The organism is Roseobacter sp. HKCCD5988 (assembly GCF_037830355.1).
Classification (GTDB): Bacteria; Pseudomonadota; Alphaproteobacteria; order Rhodobacterales; family Rhodobacteraceae; genus M30B80.
On the sequence record NZ_JBBLYJ010000001.1, the window covers coordinates 1,353,962 to 1,369,440 of the forward strand.

Genomic DNA, 15,479 nt, shown 5'->3' on the forward strand with positions numbered 1-15,479 from the left:
CCCCTAGTCCTTGCGTCCCGTCACCACATCAATATCAGGTGCATCCACCGCTTTCATGCCCACTACGTGATATCCTGCATCAACGTGCAAATTCTCGCCCGTCACACCAGAGGCGAGATCAGACAACAGATAAAGCGCGGATTTGCCCACATCCTCGATGGAGACATTGCGGCGCAGCGGCGAATTCAGCTCGTTCCATTTGAGGATATAGCGGAAATCGCCAATGCCCGAGGCGGCCAAGGTTTTGATCGGCCCCGCGGAAATAGCATTCACGCGGATATTCTGTTTGCCCAGATCTTCGGCCAGATACATCACGGACGCTTCAAGCGCGGCTTTCGCGACCCCCATGACGTTGTAATGCGGCATCACCTGTTCCGCACCATAATAGGTCAGCGTCAGCGCCGAGCCGCCATTGGTCATTAGCTTTTCGGCGCGCTGCATCACAGCGGTGAAAGAATAGACCGAAATATTCATCGTCATTTCGAAATTCGCGGCACTTGTGTCCACATAGCGGCCACGCAATTCGTTTTTGTCGGAAAATCCAATGGCGTGAACGATGAAATCGAGACTGCCCCATTTGTCTTTGAGAGACTCAAAAACCGCGTCTAGGCTGTCATTATCCGTCACATCGCAAGGTAGAACCACATCGGAACCCAGTTCCGCCGCCAAAGGTTGCACCCGCTTGAGCAGTTGTTCGCCTTGATATGAAAACGCCAATTCGGCGCCATGCTCTGCAAGGGCTTTTGCAATCCCCCACGCGATGGATTTGTCATTTGCAAGGCCCATAATCAGCCCGCGCTTGCCAGTCATAATCCCCATGCCGCCCTCAATCCTTGTCGCTATTGTTGGGTAAGGAAGGGTTTAGACCTTTGGGGTCACAGCTTCAAGATGTCCCGTCAGCCTTGAAGGGGGGGCGTATGCGCTCTAGGTTGAGGCGCGGCAGAAATGCCGCAATAATAAAAGAGGCATAGCATGACCGATCGCACAGGAATTTTTGCAGGGGATGATCCATTCGCCATTGCGCGCGCATGGATGAAGGAGGCTGAAGAAAGCGAACTCAACGACCCTGATGCGATTGCCTTGGCCACGGTTGACGCGCATGGCCTGCCCAATGTGCGCATGGTTTTGCTGCGTCAAATTGAAGATGACGCTTTCGTTTTTTTCACCAATTACGACAGTAAAAAGGGCCAAGAGATCAGCGCGAGCGGCAAGGCGGCCTTTGTGCTGCATTGGAAATCCTTGCGCCGTCAGATTCGGGTGCGGGGTATGGTGACCCGTGAGGATGGGGCGCAGGCGGATGATTATTTCGCCTCACGCTCTCTGAAAAGTAGGCTTGGGGCATGGGCCTCGCGTCAATCACAGCCCTTGGACAGTCGCGCCTCATTGATGGCGGATGTTGCTAAAATCACCGTTGAGAAAGGCCCAAACCCACCGCGTCCCCCATTTTGGGGCGGATTTCGCATCAGACCTGTTGAAATTGAATTTTGGGCCGATGGTGCATTTCGTCTGCATGATCGGTTTCGGTGGACGCGTGATCTCGGGGCAGATGCATCGAATTGGACAGTGCAGCGGTTAAACCCTTAAATTGCGCGAGGGCGGGACGTTTCTTGCTGAGAAACGCATCAACTGCGCCATCAGAAAATGCTTAATTTGATTATTTTTAGGGGGTGATTTTGCATAAATCGCCAATAATTATATTTTTTCGACATAAATTTTAATTTCTTCTTGCGGATATATTCGCTTCGGGCCAAACCCTTAGGCAGGGACGGATGGGCTTAGGCCCGAAGACATAGGATGCACCACAATGACGGAAGTCGATCGCTACATGGGGGTGGCGGTTCGTGGCAAAGTGAAATGGTTTGATGCCACCAAAGGGTATGGATTTATCCTTGCCGATGACGGTGGCCCAGACATTTTATTGCACGCGAATGTATTGAGAAATTTTGGCCAAAGCTCGATTGCTGAAAATGCATATGTCGCGGTGGTCGTGAATTACACAGACCGCGGTGCGCAAGCGCAGGAGGTGTTGTCATTAACACCGCCAAGCGACCAAGAGGTGGATTTTCACCTGCGTATTGATATACCGCAGACAGATGCACCTTTCGTTGCGGCGCGGGTGAAATGGTTTACAAGGCAAAGGGGTTTGGCTTTGCGAATGAATTTGGCATTGCCGATGACATATTTATCCATGTCGAGATTTTGCGCCGCTTTGGCTTTGCCGATTTGCAGCCGGGCGAGGCGCATGCCGTTCGCATTGTCGATGGCCCGCGTGGTAAAATGGCCGCAGAGGTGCGCGCGTGGGATTATGTGCAGCACGAGAATTTGGATTAGCACGGCGGCGGCCCTTGGGTTGGCTTTCAGTGCGATATCTGCGCAGGCGGCCTGTCGCCCCGAACGGGTCGAGATCAAAGGTGATTTCGGGACGGCACGCTTTACAGTGGAAATCGCAGACGACCCGCAAGAGCGCGCAGTCGGTTTGATGAATCGCCCCGCACTGCCGCGTATGGCGGGGATGTTGTTCATCTACGAGCGTCCGCAGCCCGCTAGCTTTTGGATGGAAAACACCCTGATCCCTCTCGATATGCTGTTCATCGATTCGCGCGGGCAGGTGGTTCACATCCATGAAAACGCGATTCCCCTTGATCGCACGCCCATCCGTGGCGGTGATGAGATTCTCGCAGTGCTGGAAATCAATGGTGGCATGTCAGAAATGCTGAATTTGCAGATCGGTGCGGTGATCCGCCACCCGCAAATGCCACAACAGGGTGCTTTGTGGCCCTGTGAAGTTCAATAGAAGTGCATGAGTGCTCTTTTCATCCGTGAAAAGAGGCGCTAAGAGGCACGCAGTCGGGGCGTGGCGCAGCCTGGTAGCGCGGCGGTTTTGGGTACCGTAGGTCGTAGGTTCGAATCCTATCGCCCCGACCACTTCCACAAAAGCAGATCGTCATTTGAGCCTGAGATGGGGCGCGATCCGCGTTTGGCGTGAATTTATCTCTAAAAGACATACTATATTTTGTAGGCAGATCTTGGGGCCAAGGTTTTTATTTACAGACCACGCCAGGATGTGCGCGGCCTGATCCATGGCTTTCGTTTCATGGTCTAACCTGTCGTGCTGTAACAATTCTTTTACAAATTGAGCCCGTTGTAAGGGATTTGATGAATCACAGCGCCTCTTGTGGTTTTGCAGTTTGGGCAGATTTCAAGACTGAAAATTATGAAATTTCACAAAAAAACCGATTGACCAAATATGTGTCCCTACGTCAGGTTGTGGGGACTGAGAGTGGCACTACAATATCTAGTGGTCTCGGTGCGGGGCAGTTCCTCAACCTTTGTCATAGCGAACCTCTTTTGGCGGTGCGGGCAAATTTGTTTCGGTGTGTAGGGCTGGTTCCGCAAAAAAAGACGGTCAGAGCGCGTAAGACGCTGGCAGGCCGCGTAGTTGGAACAGGGCTAGTAACAAAAGAGGCAGCCATGAAAATTGAACGTAGGTTCACCCGCGACGGCGCAGATGTATACGCAGATCTCGAATTCACTCTCACATCTTCTGAAATTCGCAATCCAGACGGTACCATCGTCTTTAAACTAGACGAAGTAGAGGTTCCCAAATCGTGGAGCCAAGTTGCCTCGGATGTGATCGCACAGAAATATTTCCGCAAAGCAGGCGTTCCTGCACGGCTGAAGCCCTTGAAAGAAAAGGGTGTGCCTGATTTCCTTTGGCGCCATGTGGCGGATGACGAGGCCTTGGCCGAGCTGCCCGAAGATCAGCGCATTGTGGGCGAAACATCGGCCAAGCAAGTGTTCCGCCGTTTGGCAGGGGCATGGGCCTATTGGGGATGGAAGGGCGGCTATTTCTCGGCCGAGGCCGATGCGCGCGCCTATTTCGAAGAAATGCAATTGATGCTGGCGCGCCAGATGGCAGCGCCAAACAGCCCGCAGTGGTTCAACACAGGCCTTCACTGGGCTTACGGCATTGATGGCCCAAGCCAAGGCCACCACTATGTTGATTATAAAACGGGTAAGCTGACCAAATCAGCCTCGGCCTATGAGCATCCCCAACCGCATGCTTGTTTCATCCAATCCGTTGCGGACGATCTGGTGAATGAAGGCGGGATCATGGATCTCTGGGTGCGTGAAGCGCGCCTGTTCAAATATGGCTCTGGCACAGGCACGAACTTTTCGATGCTGCGGGGCGAAGGTGAAAAACTGTCGGGCGGCGGCAAATCCAGCGGTCTGATGGGCTTTTTGAAAATCGGTGACCGTGCGGCGGGCGCCATCAAGTCTGGCGGCACCACACGCCGCGCGGCAAAGATGGTGATCGTAGATGCAGACCACCCTGACATCGAAGCCTTCATCGATTGGAAGGTGATCGAAGAACAGAAGGTTGCTTCGCTTGTTGCTGGCTCGAAGATGCATGAGAAAATGCTCAACGGCCTTTTTGCGGCGGTCAAGACATGGGACGGGGATCTCGCGGATGCGACCGACCCTGCGAAAAACGGCGCGCTGAAGGATGCAATCCGCGCTGCGAAAAAGGTGTCGATCCCCGAAACGTACGTCAAGCGCGTCTTGGATTATGCGCGTCAGGGTTACACGTCGATTGAATTTCCGACCTATGACACAGATTGGGACAGCGAGGCTTATGCCAGCGTCTCGGGTCAGAATTCCAACAACTCGATCCGCGTGACGGATGATTTCCTTCAGGCGATCAAGGATGATGCGGAATGGCATCTGAAATCACGCGTGAACGGCAAGCCCACCAAAACCCTGCAGGCCCGTGATCTGTGGGAAAAGGTTGGTCATGCTGCATGGGCCTGCGCCGATCCTGGCATTCAGTTCCATGACACCGTTAACGCATGGCACACATGCCCTGCAGACGGGCCGATCCGTGGGTCGAACCCCTGTTCGGAATATATGTTCTTGGACGATACGGCCTGTAACCTTGCCTCGATGAACCTGCTGACCTTCTTCAAGGATGGCAAGTTTGATGCAGATGGGTATATGCATGCGACCCGGCTTTGGACATTGACCTTGGAAATCTCGGTGATGATGGCGCAGTTCCCCTCAAAGGAAATCGCGCAGCTTTCTTATGATTTCCGCACCTTGGGTCTGGGTTATGCCAATATTGGCGGCCTGTTGATGAATATGGGCTTGGGCTATGACAGTGATGAGGGGCGCGCATTATGTGGTACATTGACGGCACTTATGACGGGCGTGTCCTATGCAACATCTGCGGAAATCGCGTCTGAACTGGGGCCATTCTCAGGGTATAAGCGCAACGAGGATAATATGCTGCGCGTCATTCGTAACCATCGCCGTGCGGCCTATGGCGAGGCGGATGGTTATGAAGATGTCAACGTCACCCCTGTGCCATTGGATCACGCCAACTGCCCTGATACGCGTCTGGTCGATCTGGCCAAACAAGCATGGGATGAGGCGTTGGATTTGGGCCAAAAGCATGGCTATCGCAACGCTCAGGCCACTGTGATTGCGCCAACGGGCACAATCGGTCTGGTCATGGATTGCGACACAACAGGCATCGAGCCCGATTTCGCCTTGGTTAAGTTCAAAAAACTGGCCGGTGGTGGTTACTTCAAAATCATTAACCGCTCTGTGCCTGCCGCCTTGGAAAAACTGGGGTATTCTTCTTCCGAGATTGAAGAAATCATTGCCTATGCGGTCGGCCATGGCACGCTTGGCAATGCGCCTGGTATCAACCATACCGCCTTGGTGGGGCATGGGTTTGGTCAGGCTGAATTGGACAAGATCGAAGCGGCTTTGCCACAGGCCTTTGATATCCGCTTTGTGTTCAACCAGTGGACCTTGGGTGAGGAATTCTGCACCAAAACCTTGGGCATTCCGCAGGCCAAGCTGAATGATCCGAGCTTCAATCTTCTGCAACATTTGGGCTTCTCGAAGAAGGACATCGAAGCTGCCAATGATCATGTCTGCGGCACGATGACCTTGGAGGGCGCACCTTTCCTCAAGGAAGAGCATTACAACGTGTTCGATTGCGCCAACCCATGCGGCAAGAAGGGCAAGCGTTACCTCTCGGTCAACAGCCATATCTATATGATGGCTGCAGCGCAGAGCTTTATCTCTGGCGCGATTTCCAAGACGATCAACATGCCAAATTCGGCGACAATCGAAGATTGCCAAGAGGCCTATGAATTGAGCTGGTCTTTGGGGATTAAGGCAAATGCGCTGTATCGTGATGGCTCGAAATTGAGCCAGCCTTTGGCAGCGGCTTTGGTCGAAGATGATGACGAGGCGGCAGAAATCCTTGAAAGCGGCAGCCCGCAAGAAAAAGCGGCCGTTTTGGCGGAGAAGGTGATCGAAAAGATTGTGATCAAGGAAGTGGCCCGCGCCAAGCGCGAGAAACTGCCTGAGCGCCGCAAAGGCTACACCCAAAAGGCAATTGTGGGTGGTCACAAGGTCTACCTGCGCACAGGCGAATATGCCGATGGCGCGCTTGGTGAGATTTTCATCGATATGCACAAAGAGGGCGCAGGCTTCCGTGCTATGATGAACAACTTCGCCATCGCAGTCTCGGTTGGCCTGCAATATGGTGTGCCGCTTGAGGAATTCGTGGATGCCTTCACCTTCACCAAGTTCGAGCCTTCGGGCATGGTGCAGGGCAATGACTCGATCAAGAATGCAACTTCGATCCTTGATTACATCTTCCGTGAATTGGCGGTGTCCTATCTCGACCGCACCGATTTGGCCCATGTAAAGCCAGAAGGCGCAAGCTTTGACGATATGGGCCGCGGTGTCGAAGAGGGTGTCTCGAACGTCAAGGAACTGTCCGACAGCGCGGCGTCAAAATCCTTGGAAGTGCTTAAACAGATCAGCTCAACAGGCTATTTGCGCAAGCGTGTCCCACAGGATTTGGTCGTGTTGCAGGGGGGTGTCTCTAGCCTTGCCGCTACGGCGGTCGGCCAATCTGGTGCGGTCGTGGCCGAGGCGGTGCAAGCTGCTGCTGTCACCACAGCCGCCGTTGAGATTGACGCGCGCACAAAGGCCAAGATGCAAGGCTATGAGGGCGAGGCCTGCGGGGAATGTGGCAACTACACCCTCGTGCGCAACGGCACATGCATGAAGTGCAACACCTGCGGCGGCACATCGGGCTGCAGTTAAGCACAGATTTTCCATCCCGCCGCGCTGATGATCGTTTGCCCACGATCACGCGCGGCGGGAGGGGAACACGGGGCGGGTGCGCTCGCCCCTGACGCGGATCAAGCCGCAGGCAGAAATAACGGGCGGTAAATAGAGTGAGCTTGATCAGCGAAACTGGGGGTGCCATCGGCGCCCCCATTTTTTGTGGCGTTTGGTTTGTAACTGAATTGTAAAATGGTGTCGCAAAGCAAAGAAATGTCGCTTTTTCGATATTCATTCTTGGGTTGTAAAATATTTTTAATCACATTATTTCAGTGTGTTAAGTCTATTTTTGAAATAAGAGCTTGAGAATTTTAAGTCGATATAGAACGATAGCGACATAATTCGTCTGGGTCGCTTTGCGCGGCCCAAAATAAAACGACCGACAGGAGAGATCATATGAAATTCGTAAAACCGCTCGCCGCTGGCATTGTTGGCGCTGCCGCGCTTGGGTTTGGTGGGGCTGCATCTGCGCAAGATTGTGGTTCATTGACCATTGCTGAAATGGATTGGGCCTCAGCCGAATTAATGGCAAATGTTGACAAGATTATCCTGGAAGAAGGGTATGGGTGTGAGGTCGAGCTAATCCCAGGAGCGACCATGACAACTTTTGCCTCTATGAACGAGAAAGCTGAGCCAGATGTTGCGCCGGAGCTTTGGATCAATGCGGTTCGAGATCCTTTGGCCGCAGCTGTCGCTGAAGGTAGTTTGCATTCGGTTGTTGAGGGTCCAATCACCCAACTAGGTGAAGGCTGGTGGGTGGATCCACAGTTCGTAGCTGATTATCCCGAACTCGACACTGTAGAAAAAGTGCTACAGCACCCTGAGCTGTTTCCATGGGCGGAGGATGAAAGTCTTGGCGCCTTTATGGGTTGCCCCGCGGGTTGGGGATGTCAGTTGTCGAATGCGAATTTATTCCGGGCATTCGGAATGGAAGACCTCGGCTGGCACCTTGTTGACCCAGGATCTGCTGCGGGTCTCGACGGATCTATTGCGCGCGCGGTTGATCGGGGAGAATACTGGTTCGGTTATTATTGGGCGCCGACAGCCGTAATTGGAAAGTATAACTTAACTTTGCTAGAATGGGAAACGCCCTGGGGTGGTTCAGAAAACTGGGATGGTTGTATTGTTAAGCCAGAGCAGGAATGTGCTGATCCTCAACCTTCCCGCTATACAGAGTCGGAGGTTCACACAGTGATAACGGATCGTTTGCAGCAAGAGGGTGGCATTGCTGTGGATTATCTCGCAAATCGGGTTTTTCCAGGTTCTGTGATGAACGCTATGCTGGTTTACATGACTGATAATCAGGCTACTGGCGAAGACGCGGCGTACGAATTTCTGCTGACCCATGAGGATATATGGTCACAATGGGTGAGTGAAGACGCGGCGAGCATGATCCGCGATGCACTCTGACAATAATTATAACACACGTTAACTAAAGCGGAGAGGCGGCTGCCTCTCCGCTTTTTCAAATACATATAACTTAGGTTACAACGCATGTGGGATTTTTTCCTTGAGTTTCCTTCTATTGGCAGGCGCGACTTAAGTGCTTTAAGGCAAGGCATAGATGAGGGCTTTAGGTCTTTTTCTCGAAGCTACGGCGAAGCTTTAGAAATTTTTTTTAGCCCTCTCCTGCATTTTCTTGTGTGGTTCGAAAAGCTTCTTTTGGCAACGCCCTGGCCGTTAATATTAATCGTCTTATGCGGTTTAGCTTGGGTGGGTTCCCGCTCAATGAAAATTACAGTTGGAACATTTCTTGCTTTCATATTAATTGGCTACTTCGATATGTGGGAAGAAACCATGGCCACGCTTGCGATTATTTCGGTGGCCACTGTTGTATGCATAGTAATTGGCATTCCACTAGGAATTTTAATGTCGAAATCCGATCGGATTCAAAGTGTGATAACACCTATTTTGGATATAATGCAGACAATCCCGTCGTTTGTTTATCTGATCCCGGTTGTGATGCTGCTTGGCATTGGCAAGGTTCCCGGTCTGATTGCGGTTTGCATTTATGCAATTCCCCCCATCGTGCGCCTAACAAATCTAGGCATCAGATTGGTGGATCGCGAGGTTCTAGAAGCGGCCGAGGCCTTTGGCGCAAGCCCGCGGCAGAAGCTATTTGATGTGCAAATTCCCTTGGCTCTGCCCAATATTTTCGCAGGCGTGAACCAGACGATCATGATGGCTTTGGCCATGGTTGTAATTGCGTCAATGATCGGGGTGCGGGGTCTTGGCGTGCCCGTATTGCGCGCGATTTCCAACCAATATTTGGCCCTTGGTTTGATGAATGGTTTGGCGATTGTCGCGCTGGCCATCATCTTCGACCGCGTCAGCCAATCCTATGGCAAACGCCTACAGGCGCATCGTGAGGGAGGCGAGAAATGAGCGATGCCAAAATTCAGATCAAAAACCTTTATAAGATTTTTGGAAAATCGCCCCAAAAGGCTTTGAAATCCGTCCAATCTGGCATGGGCAAGGATGCTTTGCGCGAAGAAACGGGGCATGTTCTAGGCGTGGATAACGTCTCGCTTGATATTGCGCCGCAAAATATTCAGGTGGTGATGGGTCTTTCTGGGTCGGGTAAATCCACCCTAATCCGCCATATCAACCGCCTGATTGAGCCGACCGCAGGTGAAATTTTTGTGGATGGCGAAAATGTTCTGACCATGGACAAGGATGCTTTGCGGGATCTGCGGCGTTTCAAGATGTCGATGGTGTTTCAACATTTTGGTCTTTTCCCGCATCGCCGTGTGATTGAAAACGTCACCTATGGTTTGATCGTGCAAGGCGTGGATGAGAACGAGGCCCAAAAGCGGGCCAAGCAATGGATTTCCCGCGTGGGGCTTGAGGGGTATGAAAACAATTACCCTGGGCAATTATCGGGCGGCATGCGGCAGCGCGTGGGTCTGGCGCGCGGTTTGGCAACGGATGCGGATATCTTGCTGATGGACGAGGCGTTTTCTGCGCTCGACCCGTTGATCCGCTATGATATGCAATCCATTTTGATTGATTTGCAAAAGGAACTGCACAAAACGATTGTCTTCATCACCCATGATTTGGACGAGGCGCTGCGCCTTGGCGACAATATCGCGATTTTGCGCGATGGTCATTTGGTGCAGCAAGGCAGCGCGCAAGATATCGTGTTGCGTCCTGCCGATGATTACATTGAGGATTTCATCAAGGACATCAACCGCGCCCGCGTGATCAAATTGGGTTCCATCATGCAACCTCTGGGTCGCGGGAAATTGCCTGACTCTGCACCGCGCTTGGATGCTGACACCATTTTGCAAGATGCGCTGATGGTGGTCGCGCAATCAAAGGGCAACACCGTAATTGTTGAAGAACGGGGTCAGCCCAAGGGAAAAATCACTACCCGCGCTGTCATTGAGGCGCTGCATGGCTAAGGGAAACAGGGGCTATCGGTGGGGCGTGCTGTGCCATTGCCCCTTTTTTTGTTCGCGATATCCGGTGGGGGTTGTGCCTGTTTCTTGGCCAAAGGCGCGCGTGAAATAGGCGGGTGACGAATAGCCTAAATCGCGCGCGATTTTTGCTGAGCTGTCATCGGTGTCGACCAAACGGCGGCGGGCCTCGGCCATCAGCACCTCATTGATCAGGGCAAGGGCCGTGCGCCCTGTGATTTCGCGGCAGATGCGCGTGAGATGGGTGGGCGTCACATCAAGGCGTGCGGCATAGTCGGACACGCCCAATTGCGCGTTGAACCCTTGCGCCAAGAGCGCCGCAAAACGCGAGAGGAGCTGCGCTGATTTGCTGGGCTTTTTGATTTGGGTGCGCAATCTGTGGGTGGCATCGCGGTCACGTTGGTTGGAAATGAGTGTTTCACGCTCAAGCATCGCTGAGAGCAGCAGACCAAATCCCCGTTTCATGCGTCTCGCGGAAGGGGTGTCTTCATCTTCTAGCCGCGCCATCCGCTCAATGAGGCCCGTTAACTCTACCTGCGCTCCGGCGGAACTGGGGGTGAGGCAAAGGGATGTTTGCGGCAATTCCAAATCGGCAAGATTTGGGAAATAGGCCACATGGCCTTGTAATTGCGTGGGCAATTCAAGGGATAACAGCATGGAGGCTGGAATGAATAAAATCTTGGGGCCTGTGGCCATGATCGGGTGGAATTCCGCTGTGATGCGGATTGTGCCGCGCGTCAGCCAAAACAAGCGCGATTTGGGGCAGTGCTGCGCCAATTCATGCCGCCAAGCGCCATGAAGTCGAATTTGACCAATCGTTCGTGCGGCATAGGCGGGCGCGTTGGTAGGGCCCACCTCTTGCTGATCCGACATTATCCCCTATCCGATTCGTGCCTATGTCCCCAAATTTATAGGCACCTAAAATTTAGACAGGAATATATAGATCTGTCCATCCTGTGGACTGCGCCCGCAGCCACGTCCGTTGCCTTTTTGCATATTGGCGCGAGGCGATAATGGCGGCCTCTATGGCTGTCTCAAGCGAAATGTCACCACGAAGGTGGGCGATCAATTCAGGTGCGCCGATGGCTTTGGCCGCGCCTTGCAGCTGATCCCAATGGGGCAAGGCGGCCCGCGCCTCATCCAATGCGCCCTCTTTTATCATCGTATGGAAACGGCGGGCGATGCGGTCATTGAGCCAATCTCGATCCGCCATGAGTTTGAACGCCGCCACCTGATCCAGAGGCAGAAGGGGGGCAGGCGTTTCGGCCTGCCATTGCGAGAGGGGTTTTCCTGTGGCGCGCCACACCTCCCAAGCGCGCTGAACGCGGGCGCGGTTTTGTCGGTCAATCTTTGCATAAATCACGGGGTCGGATTGCTCTAAATCTGCCAAAAGGGCGGCATGGCTTTGTCCATCTGCCGCGATGCGCACGGCCTTTGGCACGGGCGGGATTTCGGCCAAACCTTCGGTTAGCGCACGAAAATAAAGCCCTGTGCCCCCCACGATAATGGGACGCGGCCCTGTGCGCAGCAGCGGCGCCAAATCGCGCAGCCATGCCCCCACGGAATAATCGCCCAAAAACGGGACATGCCCATAAAGATGATGCGGGCATCTGTCCTCGTCCGCGGCACTGGGGCGGGCGGTCAAGACGCGCCATCCGTCATAGACTTGCAGCGCGTCTGCATTGATGATTTGCCCACCCCACCTGTCAGCCAAGGCAAGGGCAAGCGCAGATTTCCCGCTGGCCGTGGCCCCCGCAATCAGGATCGGACGATCAGGCGCAATGTCTTTTGCGAATTCCAAATTAAATGCGTCCAATGCCGTGCCTTTTTCCTGATCTTTTGCGGCGCGCCTAGCAATATCTGGTTTCGCTTGGGCGTGCTTTGGCATATTTAGTCGCTAGGGCAGGCGCGACCGTTGAAGTGATCCGCATTTTAGACGATGATGTGCCAAGCTCAATCACCCATTGGTGGCTTTGGCCCGATCTGCGGCCTGCCACCCGTTTGAACGAGGATATCATGGCCGCAAGCGATGCCACCCCCACAACAACCTATAAACGCGTCATGCTGAAAATTTCGGGCGAGGCCTTGATGGGCGATAAGGGCTTTGGCCTCAATCCGCCTACAGTCGAACGGATCGCGCGCGAGGTAAAATCGGTGCATGATCTGGGGGTGGAAATTTGCATGGTCATTGGTGGCGGCAATATCTTTCGCGGCTTGCAAGGCAGCGCGCAGGGGATGGAGCGCACCACAGCCGATTATATGGGGATGCTGGCCACGGTGATGAACGCGCTTGCGATGCAAAGCGCGCTTGAGGGGCTTGGGGTCTTTACCCGCGTGATCTCGGCCATTCCGATGGATCAGGTCTGCGAGCCTTATATCCGCCGCCGTGCGGTGCGCCATTTGGAGAAAAAGCGCGTCTGTATTTTTGCAGCAGGCACAGGAAACCCGTATTTCACAACAGATACAGCCGCCACATTGCGCGCCAATGAGATGCATTGTGATGCAATCTTTAAGGGCACCAAGGTGGACGGGGTCTATGATAAAGATCCCAAAAAATACGCCGATGCGAAACGCTTTGACGAGATCAGCTACGATGAGGTTCTCGCACAGCATCTAGGCGTCATGGATGCCTCGGCCATCGCGCTTGCGCGCGAAAACGACACCCCGATCATTGTCTTTAGCCTTGATGAGCCAGGTGGCTTTCGAGGGATTTTGTCGGGGCAGGGAACCTATACAAAAGTGCGCTAAAGCCATAGAAACAGGCAGCCCCGCAGGTTATATGGGGCCAAAGCGACCTGACAAGCGAGGAGTGAGGCAATGTCAGCAGATGAATTCGAACTTGATCTAGATGATCTGACCCGCCGGATGGAGGGCGCAATTTCAGCCCTAAAAACGGAATTCGCCTCTCTGCGCACAGGCCGCGCCTCCGCCACAATGCTCGAACCTGTGATGGTCGAGGCATATGGCCAGATGACCCCCATCAATCAGGTGGGCACCGTAAACGTGCCAGAGCCGCGCATGGTCACCATCAATGTGTGGGACAAGGCAATGGTCGGTAAGGTGGAAAAAGCCATTCGTGAATCTGGCTTGGGTATTAACCCGCAACTCAACGGCACGATCATCATGCTGCCGATCCCCGAATTGAATGAAGAACGCCGCCGCGAATTGACCAAAGTTGCTGCGCAATATGCCGAACACGCCCGTGTGGCAGTGCGCAATTTGCGCCGTGACGGGATGGATCAAATCAAAAAAGCCAAATCAACGGGCCTGAGTGAGGATGATCAGAAATTCTGGGAGGCCGAAGTGCAACAGTTGACCGATAGTTTTATCGCCAAAGTTGACGCGGCGCTTGAGGGCAAGCAAGCCGAGATTATGCAGGTCTAGGCAAAGCAAAAAAGGGGATACGCGGATGAGCCGAAGAAATCCTGCCCATGTCGCCATTATCATGGATGGCAATGGTCGTTGGGCAAAGATGCGCGGCCGCCCGCGTCTTGTTGGCCATCATGCGGGCGCTGCGCGGGTCAAGGAAATCGCGCGGGCCTGCCCTGATTTAGGTGTAAAATACCTGACGATTTTCGCCTTTTCGACCGAAAACTGGAAACGCACCCAAACAGAAGTTGCGGGCCTCATGCGCCTGTTCCGGCGGTATCTGACCAGTGAAACCAAGGCCTTGATCAAGGCAGGGGTGCGGGTGCGCTTCATCGGGGATCGCGTGCGCCTTGAGCCGTCCTTGGTCGAGATGATGGACAATCTCGAATTGATGACCGCTGAAAATGACAAGCTGCATTTGACGGTTGCCTTGAATTATGGCGGCCGCGATGAGGTGAGCCGTGCCGCCAAGCGTTTGGCCCATGATGTGGCCGCGGGGAAAATCAAACCCGCTAATATTGATGACGAAACCTTCCCCAAATATCTCGACACCTACGTGTTGCCTGATCCTGATCTGGTGATCCGCACATCGGGCGAGGCGCGCATTTCGAATTTCCTTTTGTGGCAATCGGCCTATTCTGAATATGAATTCGTCAATACGCTTTGGCCTGATTTCACTGCCCAAGAATTTGCAGAAATTCTCGCCCGCTATGGTCTCCGCGAGCGCCGTTTTGGTGGGGTCACTGCGTGAGCGATCAACCTCAAAGCCTGTTTTCTGATTTCTGGCCGCGTATGATCACAGGGCTTTTGATGGCTGTGACGGGTCTTTCTGCGGTTTGGTTGGGTGGCCCCGTTTATGTTGGCATGATTTTCCTGATCGCAGGGATTTTGATATGGGAATTGGCCGTGATGTTGGGCGCCTCGTTGATGCGCTCGGCGGGGCTTGGGGCAGGGATGATTGCCTGTCTTTATGCCGCCCATATTCTGCCACCTGCCTATGCGCTGCCTGTTTTGTTTTTGCCTGCCTTTCTTTGTCTTGTTTTGCTGCAAGAACGGCGCGAGAAATATATGCCCTTCGCGCTATTGATCAGCTTTGCCGCTTACGGCCTTTTGGAACATCGCGAGACCTTTGGCTTTGTCTGGATGACATGGCTCGTTTTGGTTGTGGTTGTGACCGATATTGCAGGCTATCTCGTTGGCCGCGTTGTGGGCGGGCCAAAGTTTTGGCCGCGTGTTAGCCCAAAGAAAACATGGTCTGGAACGATTGCAGGCTGGTTTGGTGCGGGCTGTGTTGGGGTTGCCTATATGACCCAAACAGAAGCAGGTGCAGGGATTATTGCAATTTCAGTCGCCTTGGCCTTGGCCAGCCAGATGGGCGATTTGGCGGAAAGCGCCATCAAGCGTCATGTGGGGGTTAAAGACAGCTCACGATTATTGCCCGGACATGGCGGGGTTTTTGACCGTTTTGATGGTATGATTGGCGCTGCGGCTTTGCTACTCTTGGTTGAAAGCTTAACAAGCTTCCCACCGCAATAAGGG

General features: G+C 53.5%; 13 protein-coding genes, 1 tRNA gene and 1 pseudogene. 12 read left to right on the forward strand and 3 right to left on the reverse strand.

Annotation, left to right across the window (positions count from 1 at the left end):
* Positions 1 to 3: 3 nt before the first annotated feature.
* Positions 4 to 819, reverse strand: coding sequence for an enoyl-ACP reductase FabI (fabI, locus tag AAC636_RS06735; protein ID WP_317654552.1), 816 nt, complete (start codon positions 817 to 819; stop codon positions 4 to 6).
* A gap of 153 nt (positions 820 to 972) precedes the next feature.
* On the opposite strand from fabI, the gene pdxH reads away from it, so the two are divergent.
* The 8 genes and pseudogenes from pdxH (at position 973) to AAC636_RS06780 (ending at position 10,556) form a co-directional block, all read left to right on the forward strand.
* A complete protein-coding gene (gene pdxH / locus AAC636_RS06740; RefSeq protein WP_340300866.1) occupies positions 973 to 1,584 on the forward strand; it encodes a pyridoxamine 5'-phosphate oxidase in 612 nt (203 codons plus the stop codon).
* 241 nt (positions 1,585 to 1,825) lie between these two features.
* A pseudogene (locus tag AAC636_RS12495) lies at positions 1,826 to 2,331 on the forward strand (cold-shock protein).
* Positions 2,306 to 2,794 (forward strand): DUF192 domain-containing protein, encoded by a 489-nt coding sequence (locus AAC636_RS06755; RefSeq protein WP_340301106.1) that lies wholly within the window; start codon positions 2,306 to 2,308, stop codon positions 2,792 to 2,794. Before AAC636_RS12495 ends, AAC636_RS06755 begins: the two are co-directional and overlap by 26 nt.
* A 54-nt stretch (positions 2,795 to 2,848) precedes the next feature.
* Positions 2,849 to 2,925, forward strand: a tRNA-Pro gene (locus AAC636_RS06760).
* A 546-nt stretch (positions 2,926 to 3,471) separates the two neighbouring features.
* A complete protein-coding gene (locus AAC636_RS06765; protein WP_340300867.1) occupies positions 3,472 to 7,131 on the forward strand; it encodes a vitamin B12-dependent ribonucleotide reductase in 3,660 nt (1,219 codons plus the stop codon).
* 417 nt (positions 7,132 to 7,548) lie between these two features.
* Positions 7,549 to 8,562, forward strand: a complete 1,014-nt coding sequence (locus AAC636_RS06770) for a glycine betaine ABC transporter substrate-binding protein (RefSeq protein ID WP_340260748.1) — start codon at positions 7,549 to 7,551, stop codon at positions 8,560 to 8,562.
* Between the two features lie 84 nt (positions 8,563 to 8,646).
* Positions 8,647 to 9,537: an ABC transporter permease gene (locus AAC636_RS06775; protein WP_340251395.1), complete on the forward strand. Its 891-nt coding sequence runs from the start codon at positions 8,647 to 8,649 to the stop codon at positions 9,535 to 9,537.
* Complete coding sequence (locus AAC636_RS06780; RefSeq protein WP_340300868.1) at positions 9,534 to 10,556, forward strand: quaternary amine ABC transporter ATP-binding protein; 1,023 nt, start codon at positions 9,534 to 9,536, stop codon at positions 10,554 to 10,556. Before AAC636_RS06775 ends, AAC636_RS06780 begins: the two co-directional genes overlap by 4 nt.
* A gap of 12 nt (positions 10,557 to 10,568) precedes the next feature.
* On the opposite strand, the gene AAC636_RS06785 is transcribed toward AAC636_RS06780, so the two are convergent.
* Together AAC636_RS06785 and miaA are read right to left on the reverse strand one after the other, a co-directional pair.
* A complete protein-coding gene (locus AAC636_RS06785; RefSeq protein WP_340300869.1) occupies positions 10,569 to 11,444 on the reverse strand; it encodes a helix-turn-helix domain-containing protein in 876 nt (291 codons plus the stop codon).
* A gap of 52 nt (positions 11,445 to 11,496) precedes the next feature.
* On the reverse strand, positions 11,497 to 12,459 hold the full coding sequence (gene miaA / locus AAC636_RS06790; protein WP_340300870.1) for a tRNA (adenosine(37)-N6)-dimethylallyltransferase MiaA: 963 nt from the start codon (positions 12,457 to 12,459) through the stop codon (positions 11,497 to 11,499).
* Between the two features lie 128 nt (positions 12,460 to 12,587).
* On the opposite strand from miaA, the gene pyrH reads away from it, so the two are divergent.
* The 4 genes from pyrH to AAC636_RS06810 all read left to right on the forward strand — a co-directional run bounded on the left by pyrH (position 12,588) and on the right by AAC636_RS06810 (position 15,476).
* A complete protein-coding gene (gene pyrH, locus AAC636_RS06795; RefSeq protein ID WP_340301107.1) occupies positions 12,588 to 13,319 on the forward strand; it encodes a UMP kinase in 732 nt (243 codons plus the stop codon).
* 69 nt (positions 13,320 to 13,388) lie between these two features.
* Complete coding sequence (frr, locus tag AAC636_RS06800) at positions 13,389 to 13,955, forward strand: ribosome recycling factor (protein WP_340242782.1); 567 nt, start codon at positions 13,389 to 13,391, stop codon at positions 13,953 to 13,955.
* Entirely contained in the window at positions 13,921 to 14,691 is a 771-nt protein-coding gene (locus AAC636_RS06805; RefSeq protein ID WP_340300871.1) for an isoprenyl transferase, read from the forward strand. The genes frr and AAC636_RS06805 overlap by 35 nt, the downstream gene beginning before the upstream one ends.
* Positions 14,688 to 15,476 (forward strand): phosphatidate cytidylyltransferase, encoded by a 789-nt coding sequence (locus AAC636_RS06810; RefSeq protein ID WP_340300872.1) that lies wholly within the window; start codon positions 14,688 to 14,690, stop codon positions 15,474 to 15,476. Before AAC636_RS06805 ends, AAC636_RS06810 begins: the two co-directional genes overlap by 4 nt.
* Positions 15,477 to 15,479: the final 3 nt, after the last annotated feature.

What these genes read in the sequence shown, in the direction of transcription:
- frr (WP_340242782.1), top strand. Translation starts at nt 13,389, where the DNA reads ATGTCAGCAGATGAATTCGAACTTGATCTAGATGATCTGACCCGCCGG.
- AAC636_RS06785 (WP_340300869.1), bottom strand. Translation starts at nt 11,444, where the DNA reads ATGTCGGATCAGCAAGAGGTGGGCCCTACCAACGCGCCCGCCTATGCC.
- AAC636_RS06770 (WP_340260748.1), top strand. Translation starts at nt 7,549, where the DNA reads ATGAAATTCGTAAAACCGCTCGCCGCTGGCATTGTTGGCGCTGCCGCG.
- pdxH (WP_340300866.1), top strand. Translation starts at nt 973, where the DNA reads ATGACCGATCGCACAGGAATTTTTGCAGGGGATGATCCATTCGCCATT.
- miaA (WP_340300870.1), bottom strand. Translation starts at nt 12,459, where the DNA reads ATGCCAAAGCACGCCCAAGCGAAACCAGATATTGCTAGGCGCGCCGCA.
- AAC636_RS06765 (WP_340300867.1), top strand. Translation starts at nt 3,472, where the DNA reads ATGAAAATTGAACGTAGGTTCACCCGCGACGGCGCAGATGTATACGCA.
- fabI (WP_317654552.1), bottom strand. Translation starts at nt 819, where the DNA reads ATGGGGATTATGACTGGCAAGCGCGGGCTGATTATGGGCCTTGCAAAT.
- AAC636_RS06775 (WP_340251395.1), top strand. Translation starts at nt 8,647, where the DNA reads ATGTGGGATTTTTTCCTTGAGTTTCCTTCTATTGGCAGGCGCGACTTA.
- pyrH (WP_340301107.1), top strand. Translation starts at nt 12,588, where the DNA reads ATGGCCGCAAGCGATGCCACCCCCACAACAACCTATAAACGCGTCATG.
- AAC636_RS06780 (WP_340300868.1), top strand. Translation starts at nt 9,534, where the DNA reads ATGAGCGATGCCAAAATTCAGATCAAAAACCTTTATAAGATTTTTGGA.
- AAC636_RS06755 (WP_340301106.1), top strand. Translation starts at nt 2,306, where the DNA reads ATGTGCAGCACGAGAATTTGGATTAGCACGGCGGCGGCCCTTGGGTTG.